Origin of the sequence: Ensifer sp. 22521 (assembly GCF_052044795.1) — a bacterium.
Taxonomy (GTDB): domain Bacteria; phylum Pseudomonadota; class Alphaproteobacteria; order Rhizobiales; family Rhizobiaceae; genus Ensifer.
The window spans coordinates 50,720-65,202 of the sequence record NZ_JBQENM010000014.1; the positions used below are offsets into that span (position 1 = coordinate 50,720).

Consider the following 14,483-nt stretch of genomic DNA (forward strand, 5'->3'; position numbering starts at 1 on the left):
TTATCCTTTACGTACGTGAGGGCTATTGCCCGAGGTGGATCGTTCAGCCGCCACCGTCGGTGTGGCGGACTTCAATTGTGCGAGCGGCGCAAGCAAACGGCGCAGCCGCACGGCGATCGGCATTCTGAGGTGCCGAAGCGCTCGGGGGTCGGACAAGGCCACCTGGGCGGCCCCAACCAACGATCTGGATTTCAGATGACCGACGAGGCGCAGGAAGGCATGCGCCTCGCGCAGGCTCCTGTCGCGGCGACGCTGCATTGTCATCGCTTCGGCATCGATCGAGTGGTTTGCGAGGAAATCCTTGTCGGCTGCGATCATCGCCTCGATATGGCGAAGTTCGAGCACCCGGGAGATCGAGCCCTCGCGAATGTGGTAGCAATAGCCGGCTGAGGGATCGACGATGCAGCGTCCGCCATGGGCGAGCGCAGATGCGAGCAGGATGTAGTCTTCACCAATCCGGATGGACTGCTTGAAGCGAAGGCCGTGCTCCTCCAGGAAACGGCGCTCGAAAATCGGCTTCAGATAGCCAAAATTATAGGTCGAGCGGAAAAGCACGTTGGATTGAATGAAGGCCGCAAGCGTCAGCACCCGGTGATGTTCGAGCAATGTTTCCGGAAACATGCGCTCGACGCGCCCGTCGAGGTTCGCGACGTCGATGTTGTCGACGGCAATCTGGGCGCCAGCTGTCGACGCCAGCGCGATCATGCGGGAGAGCCGTCGGGGGCCGATGGTATCGTCCGCGTCGAGAATGGCGATCCAGTTACCGCGTGCCGCTTCAAGCCCGGCATTGCGCGCTCCGCCGGGCCCACGGTTTTTCGCAAGCCGCAACAGCCGCACACGGGGATCCGCGATCTCTTCGACCACGGCACAGGTGTCGTCGGTGGAGCAATCATCAACGACGATCACTTCCAGGTCGACGTTCTCCTGCGCCAGCGCACTCTCTATGGCGCGGCGGATCGTGTCGGTGGCGTTATAGGCCGCGACGACAAAACTGACGTCTGGTGCTGGGAGCGTCATCCGGCGGTCGCGGCCCCATACTGCTGGAGTTCACGCACACCGAGAAGCCCACTGACGACACCCGCATGCATGATGGCGCGCAGGGCGTAGCGCGAACGGGCGACCGGCGATCCAAGAAGAAGCAGGCTCGCTGCAGCGCAATAGCCGGATTTGGCCATCGCTCGGGCGATTTCCACCACCTGCCTTGTGGGTTGGCCCGGCCCGCTTAACAGGCGCCCGTGGGTCTGGCCCGAACGGAAGCGGCGCTTGGCAAGCCAGGCAAGGCGCGCGCGTTTTTCCGGAACCGGTTCGAAGACCAATGCATCCGGGGCATAGGCGAGACGTCCGCCGGCCGCATGCATATGGCGGAAAAATTCTGTGTCCTCACCACCAGTCCGCCCAAGAGCCAGGTTGAACCGTCTGTCGAAAAGAACCGGCCGCGTGAGATCGAGCAGCACATTGCAGGTGTAGCCCGTGCGGATCTCGCCATCGACCCATACGGGGCGGGTCGAATGAAAGTCGCCGCGGCGCATCCAGTTCGGCGCGGACAACGCGTATTCGGCGCGAACCGGGCCGAGCACGACATCGGCCCCGGTCGTAGCGGCCGTGTCGAGCAATTGCAGGAGCCACGTCCTCGATACGGTCTCGTCGTCATCGACGAAAGCGAGATAGTGACCGGCGCTATTGTCGAGACAGGCATTGCGGGCGATCGAGATGTTCGACGCCGGGCAATGCACGTAGAGGATCTCGAAGGGCATGGTCGGGCGCATCTGGTTGACCAGCGCCTCGGCACTCGGCGTCGTGTCGTTGTCGGCGACGATGACCCGAATGTCGACATCGGCGGGCACCGTGATGAGCGCCAGCGAATGCAGCGTTTCCGCAAGTTCCGGACGGCGGAAGGTGCAGACCGCAATATCGATCCGTTTTCTCGCGAGATCGGTCATGGCGCCAGCCTTCGGTTTCGCGCGGTAAGAAGCTCGCGCCAGAAGCCGGCCGACCAGGCGAAATGCATCACCATCGCCGAAAGGGCTGCAAGCGGGCCGTAGGGGTTCCTCTGTCCAAGCGCCATCCACATTCCGTAGCCGATGCAGGCGGCGGCCCAGAGCGCCACCGGCACGACGGCGAGCCAGTTGATGACGGCGAGCAGAGCGCCAATGGCGACAGGCGCCACGGCGAGCGGCAGAAGCTGTCGGAGGTTCGGCCAGGCGCGGTGCTTCAGGACATTGCGCGCGCGCCCCCGTCCATAGGCGAAGTATTGGCGAAAGAGCGGGCCGACCTTGGCGCGCGGATAGTAGACCATGCTCGTCCGGTCGGTCATCCAGATGCGATGGCCCGCCTGGCGGAAGCGGTAGTCGAACTCCGCGTCTTCGTTGTGACTGAAGATTTCGTCATAGCCGCCGATTGCCTGAAAAGAGGAGATCCGCATCAGCGCATGGTGCCCATGATCGGCCCAGTGGCTCGTCGCGCCGATCCGATGCTTGGCGCCGCCATTGCCGAGCTTGGAATTCTGGGCGTAGGCCGTCGCCTTCTGGAAAGGCGTGAAGCCGACCGTCTGCATTGCGACGACGACGGAGTCCGCACCGGTCTCAAGCGCCTCTTCGATAAGACGCTCGCAGTAGTCGTCTGGATAGGTCCCGTGAGCATCGATGCGGATCAGGTAATCGTAGGACGCTCCGTATTCGGCGACGGCAAGATTGATCGCCGCACTCTGGATGCGCTTCGGATTGTCGAGGGCAAGCACCGAGGCATGCGCCTTGGCGAGGCGAGCAGCAATCTCGCGCGTGCCATCCGTGCTGCCGCCGTCGACAATCAGAATGGCGCCGTTGAGATGCGCCGCTGCCGGTCGCAGCCCCTCAACCAGGCCTTCGATATGCTCAGCCTCGTTGAGGCAGGGAATGACGATAAGGGTTCGTGTCGAAGCCAGCGTTTTGTTGTTCATGACAATCCGCCTTCGTTCTGGGGAGTTGGGGAGAGGTTAGGCGCGATCCGCGGCGGAGCCTCCGCCGTGACCGCCGAAAGCCGCCGGACAAGGCTTTCGCAGTCGCTGCGGCTGAATATCCAGGTATCGGTCGCGCAAGTCGCGATCCGGCCGGATGCCTCAATGTAGCGCTCGGGGTCGATCGAGCCGAGCAGGGCGGCAAGCGCCTCCGGCTCCGCTTCGTCGAGCAGCATGCCGAGGCCGCGGATGGCAAGGAACCGTGCCGTCTCGGTACCGCGGAGCGCAATCGGCACACGGCCGAAGCGGCAGCCCTCGTAGAGCCGGTTCGGCAACAGCCATTTCGAGTTCTGGCCTTCCTCGAAGAAATCGATCGCCCAGGTGAAGTGCACGTCGGAATAGATGTCGCTCAGTTCTTCCGGGCTGCGGTAGGGCCCGTGGAACTGCATGAAGGGTTCATCGCGCACGAAGCCCTCGAAGTCATCGAACTGCGAATAGGCCGGCCGACCGCGTAGCACGATCTCGAAGCGTCCTTCCATTTTGCGGGAAAACGCCGACAGCAGCGCCAGCGATTTGCGGCAGCGCAATGCGCCGAACCACCCGATCCGCCACCGACCATCCTTTGGCGGCGACGCTGCGGGAACCAGCGGTCGCACCATGGTCTCGTTGAGCTCAAGCACCTTGTTTTCCAGCATCATTGTCGGCGCCGAGATGCCGGAAAGCGGGCGGAAATAGTGCTCGACGAAGGCTGGAGAACTGGTGATCAGGAGCCGGGCATCACGCCCGAGGAACGCTTCACTCGCCCGCAACGTCTTGCCAGCGATGTCAGGGCGCAATAGCAGGCGGTGAATGTCGAGACATTCGTAGACGATTGGCACGTCACCGCCGAACACACTCACAGCCTTCTTGGCGATCGCCAGCATGTCGAGATTGCGCGCGATGATCAAGTCCGGGCGTTCGACATTGCGCAGCGCCTGCCTGAGCGAGAAGCAGCCCTTGGCAATCGCGCCGATTCGTTGAACGAAACGCCCGTCATGCGTTGTTCCGAGCTCGATGGGCTCGATGCCTTCGATCGCCGCCAGCGGGTTTGCGTCGCGCCTGAACCCCGCAAGCTTGACCCTTGCGCCCCCGGCAAGGAGCATCAGGACGCGCCGGCGAACGGCGGGGTCAGCAAGATCCTGTGCGAAATAAAGTACCTGCAGCATGTTTATCCGGTTCTCTGCTCGGCCGTCGCCGAGCACGGTTTGAAACGTTGGGCGTCGCGGTTTGAACGCGTCGCTTAGGAATGCGGCTCCTGGCCGCCGCTTAGTTCGTTCGGCAGGCGATCGATTCGGCAAACTGGCATTCGTCTCCCGGCGCGGTGTACGCGATCCGGTCGACCTGCATGGTCGACGGTCCCTTGTAGGAGAAGGCGCCCATCCAATCCGAAAGCGTGTCGGTTCCCCAAAGGCTGAAGAAGATCTTCTGCGGGTTGGCGGGGATCTTCGCAGGATCGGTCACTTCGTGGACCAGTTCGCCATTGACGTAGTAGCGGATACGCTCCTTCTCCCAGACAAAGGCGTAGTCGTTGAAGCCCTGGTTGGCGCCGCCGGGTACGTCGACAAGCTTTTCGTTGCCGCCCTTGGCAGAGACATATTGGTTGATCTGAACCTTTGCCGGGTTCTTGCCGAGGACTTCGAAATCGATCTCGTCGTGCGGCTTTTTGTCGGCCGGGCCGATATAGGTGAAGAACGCCGAATTCAGCCCGGAACCATCGGCCGTCTTGATGCGGGCCTCGTAGGTCCCGTAGCTGAAGCGCTTGCGTGTCTGGATCTCGCCGCAGGCGTAGTTGCGTTCGCCAAGCTTTCCTTCGGTGAAGGAGAGTTCCGCGATGCCGTCCTCGACCTTCACCTGCTTCTTGGACCAGGTGCAGTTCTGGTGGGCACCATTGTTCCAGCCATCGGAGACGTACCAGATGCCGGTGTCGAGGGTATCGAAGTCGTCGATGAAGGACTTTGCCTTCGCTGTGTCCCCGGCGTTTGCCGGGCCGGCAAGGCCAATCGCGACAAGGCTCAACAGGGCGAGGCGGTGAGGTCCAGAAGATCTCATGGTCAGGTCCTTTGCTGTGGTGAAAGTTCGGCGCGCTGTTCCGCCGGCCGCACCTTCGCGCCTCGGGCGGCGCCCGCTCGGCTGCCGGTCAGGATTGCGGTCAGGTTCGGAAGCCAGCGCCCGGCGAGACCGTAGGCGGCGACAAGGATTGCGATCGTGATGAACGGAACCGTGTAATAGAAGGCCGGGTAATATCCGAAGCCTGCGCGGTTCCAGATCATCCAGAAAAGAACCAGCAGCGGATAGTGCGTACAGAAGATCCAGAAGCTGAGCCCGCCACCGCGCGCCAGAGATGCCCCGACGTTCGTTCGGACCAGCAGCTCGGAGACCGCCCAGGAGCCGAGAATGCCAGAGAGGGCGGTCAGGCTGCGCAGCATATCGACCCAGACCGGGAAGTCGGGTCCGTACTGATAGAGCACGAGCGAAAGCAGCACCGAAGCGCCAAGGACGGCGATGGTAATCGGCCAGGAAAAGCGATCGAGACTGCGCACGTCAACGCGATGCAGGCTCATGTATATGCCGGCGCTGAAGCCAAAGAGGATCGACTTCTTGAGGAAGATGCCGTTTGGCAGCGGCAGCACGGCATAGGCGAGCAACAGGGCGAGCGTCTGCATCGGATAACGCTTGATCAGCCAAGCCAGTACCGGCGAAAGTACGATGCAAAGCAGCAGATCCCGCAGGAAGTAGAGCGGCACGTTGATCGGCAGATCCTGGAGCGCCACGGCGAGGTTCAACCATTCCCGTGCGCTTGCGCCCACGATATCTGGCAGGTAGCCGAAGCTGATACCCTTGCTTTGCGCAACGAAGGCCAGTGCGAGAAAAGCAATGTTCCAAATCAGGAAGGGCAACAGGACGGTTCTGGCCTTGGTCTTGAGCGTTTTGCCGTAGTCGAAACTGTCGAGGCCACGCCGAAACAGGAGATAGCCGGAGATCGCGCTGAGGCACGGGACGCCGACACGAAAAAGGCTGTCGCCAAGAAAGACGCGCAGCCAATCCAGCACACCATAGGTGCCGACATACGGGCTCGTCGCCGGATCATGCGGCACGTGCACGAAGACGATGCCGGAGATCAGCACGATGCGCATCAGATTGATCCGCGACGAGATGTTCGCGTTCACATCCACGATGTCCGTCACCCCTATCTGCCAGCGCCATTTTCCAGGCGACCGTTTCAACAGAGCAGACCAGAGCCCGCATTCATTGTGCTAAAGCTAGGCCGGGGCACGGATGAAAATATGGCGCTGCAACAAACGAATCGGTCGCACTTTGTTGCAATGCAGCATCCGATCTTCAATAATGTCTAGGAAGATTTACCCATTTGCGCGCCGGCGTCGGGAAAAAAGCCTATGCATGGGGCATTTACGGAATATTATCAGCCGCTTATTTGCTGATGCTTTTACTTGTGTTTGATGTCGCAAGTCGCGATAAAATTGTGATATTTTTCGCTCTTGTCTCGCAACAAACGGCCAATACGGACCCGAGCCAAGCCGAAATGCGGCGAGGATGAGGCAGTTTCCGGCGCCTGAAATCGGTTATTCAGCCGCCGCGGGCACACCAGGCGAAGCGTCGCGCTTGCGGATCATGCCGTAGAGTTTCGCCAACAACGGGCGCTCGACGAGCAACATCAGCGCGAGATAGATCAATCCACCGATTGCCGTGCCAATCAGCACCTGGAGAACCGCGCTCGGTATGAGAGCGCCATAGAAGTCCAGCAATAGCCTGACGGCAACCGCCATCGCGAAAGCCGCGATCATCGGCCTGATCGAGACCAGGAAGCCCCGCAAGAATGGCAGGCGATCGGCCCGGAACACGACCCAGGAATAGCCGAGCAGCGTTGCCAGGTTGACGATGCACAGCGCAATCATCGCTTCAACAAGTGAGCCGCCCATTGCCCCGTAGGCGACAGCCGCGGTCGTCACGACAGCGCGGATGACCGCCCACCAGAAGAGGACGGTCCCCTGGCCGATGCCTTTCAGGTAGGGGACGTAGGTGCTGCAGGGCGTCAAAAGTCCCTTTGACAGCGCAAGCAAACCAAGGACCGGCCAGGCGGCCGCCCATTGCTGGCCGAAAAGCACCAGCATCGCCGGCTCGGCGAGCGCCCAAAGGCCAAACATCATCGGTGCCAACAGCACGGTGGTGACCTGCGTGCTCAACATCAACGCTTGAGACCGCCGCTGGCGATCCTCGCCCATATGGCTGAAGGCGGGAAAGAGCACGCCCATGACCGCCGAAAGCACGATCTGGTTGGGAATGCTGGAGAAACGGTTCGCCGCCGAATAGGCACCGGCGTCCGAAAGGCCGAGGTACCGGCTGATCACCACCATCGGCGATTGGAAAGTGACGAAATTGGCAATCTCCGACCCCATCATGCCGAAACTGAACCGGCTGAGCGTCAGAACGCGGCGTGGGGAAAAGACGAGCCGCGGCACATAGCCGGACACAGCATAGAGACCGGCTAGGCGGATGAATGCGGAGACGAAAAGCTGCGCCAGCAGCGACCAGACGCCGAAGCCAAGCAGTGCTGCGCCGACGGCAACAAGCGCTCCGACGGTCTCGGAGACCATGGTCCAGACCGCATCCTTGCTGAAATTCATCCGCCTTGCGAGGAGAGAATAGGCGACGTCTCCGCCAAGCTGCAGCGGGATCAGCACGCTCATGATCCGAAGCAGGTACCCCGCTTTGGGTGCCCCGAGCAGGCTTGCCAATGGATCGGCGAAGACGAAAAGTGCAAGCGCCATCAGCAGCGCGACCGCGAGATTGGCCCAGAAAGCGGAGTGGATGAGCTCCATGTCTTCGTCGCGCTGAATGATAAGCGCGGAGGCGAGACCAGCACCGCCGATCATCGCCAAAAACTGGACGACAGTGAGCGCAACGGCCACCGTCCCGAACTCTTCCGGCGTCAGGATACGCGCAAGAATTGGCACGGTGACAAATTTCAGCCCGAAAGTACCTGTCTTTGAAAGGACGCTCCAGCCGACATTCCGTGTCACGGACTTGGCATTTACGGTTGAGGGCATAGCGAGCATCCTATGATGCCTTTGAAGGATTTCCGACAAAGGACTAGGGCTAGATGAAAGGCCGCGACCCGGTGGGAGGAGACCACGCAAGACTCTTTTAGAGAAACCGCAGGGGCAAAAAGATGGCGAAGCTGACTGTTATTATTCCGTACTACCAGAAGGAACCGGGTATTCTTCGGCGGGCGCTTGCCTCCGTCTTTGCCCAGACGTTTCAGGACTTCCACATTCTGGTGATAGACGATTGCTCCCCCTATCCGATAGATGAGGAGTTGGAGCCGTTAAGTGAGCAGGAACGAGCGCGACTGACCGTGATAAGCCAGCCCAACAAGGGACCTGGCGGCGCGCGCAACACCGGACTGGACCATGTTCCCGACGATTCCGAGTTCGTGGCATTCCTCGATTCTGACGACGAATGGACCCCGGATCATCTGAAGAATGCCTATGGAAGCATGAGCCGCTTCGGCGCCGACTGCTATTGGGCGTCGATCACAGGCGGCGAGGCGTTCTACTACCATTTCGATGTTGCCGAACTGACGGAAAGCCACAGCGTCATTAGACTTCAGGAAGCGCCGCTCGTCGTCGAAATTCCTGACCTTATCAATGTGATGCTCAGAAACTGGAGCTTCCTGCATCTCTCCTGCATGGTGATCGGGCGCAGCCTTTTCGAGACGGTCCGCTTCGATGCGGCGCTGAGACTGGCAGCCGAGGACGTCTTGTTCTTCTGCGACTGCATTCTTGCCGCCAAACGCGTCGTGCTTTGTGATGAAGCTGGCGCCGAGCGCGGCGAGGGCATCAACATCTTTCACTCGATCGACAACGATTCGCCGCAGTTCCTGCAGCAGCAGTTCAACACATTTGTTGCTCTGGAAACGCTCGAGGGCCGGTTCTCACGCAAGCCTACGGCAATCGCCTCGATCCGGTCCTATCAACATACGGCACGGCGGCAGGCGCTGTGGAGCCAGGCGCGTCGGCTGAAGCGACGCAAGTCACCGCAATTCCGCCTGTTGGCGCGTTGGGTCCTGCGTGATCCGAGGCTCTTGCAAAGCGCGCTGGCACTCGCTGTCGGCAAGTTTTCTCGCGCGCATTGATCAAAGCACTCCTTCGAGGAGGAAGAACAAGACCGCCTGGCGCGGCATCCGGACATATCCAGCATTTTGAAAGAAGGGACTGCCCATGAAGCCCTATTACTGGGAATCTCAGCACGGTAATTTTGGCGACGACCTCAATCTTTGGCTTTGGGATTTCCTGCTGCCTGGGTTCCGCGACGTTCACGAGGAAATACTGCTGGTGGGGGTCGGCACCGTGCTCAACCGTGCACTTTTGCCTGACGGTGTCAGAAAGCTCGTTATCGGCAGCGGCTTCGGCTACGGCATCTTGCCAGACATGCGCGATCCGAAGGAATGGGATATCCGCTGTGTTCGAGGTCCGCTGACCGCCGGGAAGATCGGCATCGAGCCTGAACTCGGCATCGTCGATCCCGCCGTGATGGTCGCGGAGATGCCGGAGTTCCAAAACCTGCCGAAGATCCACAAACGCAGTTTCGTTCCGCATTGGGAAAGCGCCATTGCCGGTATGTGGCCGGTCACTTGCGGTACCGTTGGCCTGCACTATATCGACCCGCGGGGCGAAGCCAAAAGCGTGATCCGCGAGATTGCCCAATCCGAACTCATCATCGCCGAATCGATGCATGGCGCCATTCTCGCAGACGCCTTTCGCGTGCCATGGGTGGCCGTCACCACGTCCGAGAGCATCAACAGCTTCAAGTGGAACGACTGGGCAAGCACCGTCGGCGTTCACTACCAGCCCCGCCACGTGCCGGTCTCGAGCCGTGCCGAAGCCATGATCAAGGGCGAGCGCTTCTGGGGGATGGGCTTCGAGGCACAGACGCTGGCTGATGTGCCGAACCTGCGTCCCGTCGATCACAATGTTATGGTGGCGGCGGCTGAGCCGAGACAGACCTTTTTGCGCAGCGCTGCCAAGCAGGTCCTCGCCGCCCCTTCGACGCTTGCACTTTGGCAGGCAATCCGGGCGGCGCCGCAATTGAGCAGCGACGGCCGACTTGCCGAGCGTAAGGACCGTTTTCTGGAGGCTCTTGCGGCCGTGCGTCGCGCGTACTTCTGACGATACGGCCACGGCACCCAAAAAGTGCCGTGGCCTAAATGACTATTGGCGACCGTCCGCAGTGGGGGAAAGCAGGTAACGCAACCCACCGGAACCACCGAGCGCGGCCGGCGCATCCGAGTGAGGCCGTTTGAACCGCTCGGTCTTGTCGGCAAGGATGCCGGCCGTGACCGCAGGAACGGCATCGGGTTCACGCAGGAGGTAGCCTATCGCGGCCGCCGCGCCGCGTTCTCTCTTCAGATCGAGAAAGTGCCGGTGCTGATAACGGTCCTTGATATGCCGCTCATGCCTTCGGATGGCGGCCGCAGCCTCGCTCTCCAATGTGTTTGCGGCCAGGATAATCCGGTCGGCCTCGTAGAGGCGCTTGAGATCGTCGGTGCGGTGGCTGCCGCTCAACGAATTGCTGCGGACGGTGGCCGCATAACCACAACTGCGGATAACCTTGTAGCGCGCGCCCTTTGCCAGGGCGCGGAGATAGAGATCGTAATCCTCGCCTAATCGAAGCGTTTCCCGGTAGCGGATGGCGTGGCCCTCCAGGAAGTGGCGGCGCATCAGCGGCTTTAAAAACCCGACCTCGCCGCGCTTCACGCCGCGCCGGGAGATGTTGCCTTCAACGAAGTCGATCAGGCTGAGCAGGCGGGGCTGCGGTTGGAACTCATCGATCTTCTGGGCGACGTCGGTCGCTGCGGCCTCGTCGATGAAGGCGATGTTGTCGGCAATAAAGTCCCAATCGTCTTCCGCAAGCAGCCGACCGAGACGACCCGGCAGGAAGAAATCGTCCGCGTCGAGGATAGCAAGCACCGGTGAATGGCTGATCGAAATGGCATGGTTGCGGGCGGCCGAAGGCCCACGATTGCTTTCAAAGCGGACGATCGTCAGGCGCCCGCTCAGATCGTCGGCAGAGCGCGCGGCCGCCTCGGTGTCATCCGTCGAGCCATCGTCGATCACTACCACCTCGGCGCTTTCCGGTTCTGCCAGGGCCGATGCAACGGCTCGGGCAATGGTTGCTTCGGCATTCTTTGCGGCGATGATGACGCAGACGTCTGTGGTCATGAGGGCCTCCAGCATCGTGTCTAACGGGCAGCGCGCTTGTCTTTGCGAGCGCTGCGGTATTTCGGTTCCAGCGCGGCTCCGCTTCTTGGGTTAGCCGCAGCCACACGACGTCGCCAGGGTGGCAACGGCCGAACCATGCAGGGCGATCGTGTCGCAAACGCGTCAAATCTGAGATTTTCTCGAGTACCGCCGTGTGGCCCGCCGAGCGCGGAGACCAGCCTTGATCAGCGATTAAAGTGGCCGGGTCGATGGAGGCGGCGCGGCGCGGTCTTGGCGGCCGACTTGTCGTCGCCGGCCAATTGCGCCATCTCGGCGGCCTGTCTTTCCTTCTCCCGCGCCTTCTTCCACACCAGGTAAAGCACGGCGAAGAAATAGCCGACCTGCATCAGGACGGCGCATATGACGGTCTGGATAAGCGTCGACGCCAGTGAGCCGTTTAGGAAATAGGTAACGATCGCAAACACGGCCAGGGCGCCGAGCATGCTCACAAGAACGCGCGGTGCGTACATAGCGCTACCTCGCGCTCGGTTCTGTCGTCGATGTCGTCATCGGAGTTCGGCCTTTCCTCCTCAGGATTCCAATATATTGGCAGCGCCCTTTCGCTTCAACCGCCAAAAGCCCGCACCCTGCTGCCACTGTGCCTCCAAAGTCTTTATGTCGCGTTTAGAGCATTCGAATCAATCTGGCCGTTTTTCGATGCCGCATCGGTTCGACCGTTGCGACTCCATGGCAATCCAAAGGCAATTCCTCCACCATCCGGCGTCTTGTCGTGACCGCACCGCCCGCTGGTTGCTGTTTGGGCAACGATTGCGATCACCTTTTGTTACGAAATTAACTTTTGGTGTCCCGCCGCGCGTGCAGCGCAAAATCTTGCCGCATTGCAGCATTTCATTGGAAAGACTGGCGCCTGTCAATTTTCATCGGCGCCAAGACACGTGCTTGCAGGTGAACGCAAACATAACAGATACAAAGATATATTCGTTTTACGGAAACGTAGTTGCGCGCCAACAATACAATACACGAAAGCTCCGAACGTAAGACTTTACCGTCTCATAATATATCGGCTGGCTGGATGGAAATATTACATATCAGAAATCAGTGATATTCGTCATTTAGGCGCCCACCGGGTACCCGCCATTATTTCGCCCTCAAAAGACAAATTCTCACCACACACTCTTTCTTGAATAAGAGCGCCCCCTTTCGAGGGACCGACCAATCGCCAACCTAAATGGAGTTATCTCTATGAAGTCTGCGACCCGATCGGCCAGTTCGCCGTTTTTCAGTGCCGCAGAGACTGCAGCGCTCCCGCCCGTGGGTGGCATTTCGAAGCGAGGCTTCGATATCTTTGCCGCTTCACTGGCGCTCGTCTTTCTGAGCCCGCTCTTTTTGATGCTGGTTGCGCTCGTCAAGTTTTCCGACGGCGGCAGCATCTTTTATGGCCATCGCCGTATCGGTCATAACGGGAAGTCTTTCCGTTGCCTGAAGTTCCGCACAATGCGGCCGGACGGTGATCGGATTCTGCAAGAGTATCTTAGAAGCAATCCTGCGGCCTATGAGGAGTGGCGCGCGACGCGCAAGCTGCAGGATGACCCCAGGGTCACCGTCGTCGGCAGCGTTTTGCGCAAGCTGAGCCTCGACGAACTGCCGCAGCTGATCAACATCGTCCGCGGTGAAATGAGCATCGTCGGCCCGCGGCCGGTGGTGCAGGATGAGCTGGAGCTCTACGACCAAGCTGCTGTCTACTACCTGCAATCGCGCCCCGGTCTTACCGGCCTGTGGCAGATCAGCGGACGCAACGACGTTTCCTACGCGGCACGCGTCGCGTTCGATACCCATTATGTCCAGAATTGGTCCTTGCTGCGCGACTTCTCCATCGTCGCGAAGACCATTCCGGCCGTTTGCTTCTCACGCGGCAGCTACTGACGGATCAGCGCCCTCGCACCCGCACGACCGATAGGTCGGCCGCGGGATCGGCGTCTTTTAACGGGAACCTCATATGAACAAACACGCTCCGTCAGGGAAGTCCTGGATTTCCCGCAACGTGTCTCGTTTCCTTTACCACACGGTCCTGGTTGCCGCGGTGGTCCTCGGCGCCACTCAAGCCGGCGCCGAGGAATATCAGCTTGGCACCATGGACAAGCTCAAGATTCGCGTCGCCGAGTGGCAAACCGCCGAAGGCGCTGTGCGCGATTGGTCGGTTGTCACTGGCGAATACACCGTCGGGCCGTCCGGCGCGCTGTCGTTACCGTTCATCGGCGATCTGCCGGCTGCCGGCAAGACGACCACCGAGGTCGGAGAAGCGATCGGCGAGAAGATGCAGACCCTGTTCGGTCTGCGCGATCGCCCGTCCGCCTCCGTCGAACTTGCACAATACCGCCCGCTTTATCTTTCGGGCGAAGTCGAAAAGCCTGGCGAATATCCCTTCGCACCCAATCTGACGGTGCTGAAAGCGATAAGCCTCGGCGGCGGATTGCGTCGCTCCGAAAGCGGGCAACGTTTCGCCCGCGACTATATCAACGCTCACGGCGATTCGAGCGTGCAGACGGCCGAACGCAACCGGCTGCTGATCCGGCGTGCCCGGCTTCAGGCCGAGATTGCCGACAAGCAGGGCATCGAATTGCCGAAGGACCTCCAGGGCGTACCCGGCATCGACAAGCTTCTTGCAAACGAGACGGCCCTGATGAGCTCGCGCGACAGGAGGCAGAAGCTGCAACTGAAGTCGCTCGCCGACTTGAAGGCATTGCTGGAAAGCGAAATCCAGTCGCTGGCAAAGAAGTCGGAAACGCAGAACCGCCAGATGGAGCTCGCGGCGGAGGACCGCGAGAAGGTCGAGAGCCTGGCCGAAAAGGGGCTGGCGCTCAGCCAGCGCAAGCTCTCGCTGGAGCAACGGGTCGCCGAACTGCAATCTGCGTTGCTCGACATCGACACGGCCTCGCTCAAGGCGAAGCAGGATGTCAGCAAGGCGGCGCAGGACGAAACCAATCTTCGCAACGATTGGGATGCGCAGCTGGCGCAGGATCTCCAGAACACCGAAGCGGAACTCGACACGCTGCAGATCAAGCTCGGCACCAGCCGCGACCTGATGGCCGAAGCACTGCTGCAATCGGCGGAAGCGGCACAATCGAAGGACAATACGGCAGACGCCGTCATCGCCTATTCGATCATCCGCGAGCGTGACGGCAAGCCGACCGAGATCACTGCCGATGAAAACACGCCGGTGTTGCCGGGCGACGTGATCAAGGTTCAAGCCAACCTCGCGACGCAGTAGGATC

At 60.6% G+C, this 14,483-nt stretch carries 13 protein-coding genes; 4 read left to right on the forward strand and 9 right to left on the reverse strand.

The annotated features are described in order from the left end of the window. The 7 genes from ACTJKE_RS21825 to ACTJKE_RS21855 all read right to left on the reverse strand — a co-directional run bounded on the left by ACTJKE_RS21825 (position 1) and on the right by ACTJKE_RS21855 (position 8,037). The gene (locus tag ACTJKE_RS21825) at positions 1 to 1,017 is read right to left on the reverse strand and encodes a glycosyltransferase family 2 protein (RefSeq protein ID WP_113512399.1); all 1,017 of its coding nucleotides are present in this window, start codon (positions 1,015 to 1,017) and stop codon (positions 1 to 3) included. Next, entirely contained in the window at positions 1,014 to 1,940 is a 927-nt protein-coding gene (locus tag ACTJKE_RS21830) for a glycosyltransferase (protein WP_058326909.1), read from the reverse strand. The genes ACTJKE_RS21825 and ACTJKE_RS21830 overlap by 4 nt, the downstream gene beginning before the upstream one ends. Next, a complete protein-coding gene (locus ACTJKE_RS21835; protein ID WP_440692345.1) occupies positions 1,937 to 2,935 on the reverse strand; it encodes a glycosyltransferase family 2 protein in 999 nt (332 codons plus the stop codon). The genes ACTJKE_RS21830 and ACTJKE_RS21835 overlap by 4 nt, the downstream gene beginning before the upstream one ends. Further along, positions 2,932 to 4,137: a hypothetical protein gene (locus ACTJKE_RS21840; protein WP_058326911.1), complete on the reverse strand. Its 1,206-nt coding sequence runs from the start codon at positions 4,135 to 4,137 to the stop codon at positions 2,932 to 2,934. Before ACTJKE_RS21840 ends, ACTJKE_RS21835 begins: the two co-directional genes overlap by 4 nt. 100 nt (positions 4,138 to 4,237) lie before the next feature. Next, positions 4,238 to 5,020 (reverse strand): glycoside hydrolase family 16 protein, encoded by a 783-nt coding sequence (locus ACTJKE_RS21845; RefSeq protein WP_113512393.1) that lies wholly within the window; start codon positions 5,018 to 5,020, stop codon positions 4,238 to 4,240. A 2-nt stretch (positions 5,021 to 5,022) separates the two neighbouring features. After that, a complete protein-coding gene (locus tag ACTJKE_RS21850) occupies positions 5,023 to 6,144 on the reverse strand; it encodes an acyltransferase family protein (protein ID WP_440636418.1) in 1,122 nt (373 codons plus the stop codon). 408 nt (positions 6,145 to 6,552) lie between these two features. After that, positions 6,553 to 8,037, reverse strand: coding sequence for a lipopolysaccharide biosynthesis protein (locus ACTJKE_RS21855; RefSeq protein WP_440692347.1), 1,485 nt, complete (start codon positions 8,035 to 8,037; stop codon positions 6,553 to 6,555). 122 nt (positions 8,038 to 8,159) lie between these two features. On the opposite strand from ACTJKE_RS21855, the gene ACTJKE_RS21860 reads away from it, so the two are divergent. Together ACTJKE_RS21860 and ACTJKE_RS21865 are read left to right on the forward strand one after the other, a co-directional pair. After that, positions 8,160 to 9,125, forward strand: a complete 966-nt coding sequence (locus ACTJKE_RS21860) for a glycosyltransferase family 2 protein (protein ID WP_440692349.1) — start codon at positions 8,160 to 8,162, stop codon at positions 9,123 to 9,125. Positions 9,126 to 9,210: 85 nt separating this feature from the next. Further along, complete coding sequence (locus ACTJKE_RS21865) at positions 9,211 to 10,158, forward strand: polysaccharide pyruvyl transferase family protein (RefSeq protein ID WP_440661064.1); 948 nt, start codon at positions 9,211 to 9,213, stop codon at positions 10,156 to 10,158. Between the two features lie 42 nt (positions 10,159 to 10,200). On the opposite strand, the gene ACTJKE_RS21870 is transcribed toward ACTJKE_RS21865, so the two are convergent. Both ACTJKE_RS21870 and ACTJKE_RS21875 read right to left on the reverse strand, forming a co-directional pair. Next, entirely contained in the window at positions 10,201 to 11,211 is a 1,011-nt protein-coding gene (locus ACTJKE_RS21870) for a glycosyltransferase family 2 protein (protein WP_440661062.1), read from the reverse strand. A gap of 224 nt (positions 11,212 to 11,435) precedes the next feature. Beyond that, a complete protein-coding gene (locus ACTJKE_RS21875; RefSeq protein WP_058320938.1) occupies positions 11,436 to 11,720 on the reverse strand; it encodes an exopolysaccharide production repressor protein in 285 nt (94 codons plus the stop codon). 733 nt (positions 11,721 to 12,453) lie between these two features. On the opposite strand from ACTJKE_RS21875, the gene ACTJKE_RS21880 reads away from it, so the two are divergent. After that, positions 12,454 to 13,134: a sugar transferase gene (locus tag ACTJKE_RS21880; RefSeq protein ID WP_058326915.1), complete on the forward strand. Its 681-nt coding sequence runs from the start codon at positions 12,454 to 12,456 to the stop codon at positions 13,132 to 13,134. Positions 13,135 to 13,207: 73 nt separating this feature from the next. Continuing rightward, the gene (locus tag ACTJKE_RS21885; RefSeq protein ID WP_058326916.1) at positions 13,208 to 14,479 is read left to right on the forward strand and encodes a polysaccharide biosynthesis/export family protein; all 1,272 of its coding nucleotides are present in this window, start codon (positions 13,208 to 13,210) and stop codon (positions 14,477 to 14,479) included. The last annotated feature ends 4 nt before the right edge of the window (positions 14,480 to 14,483 follow it).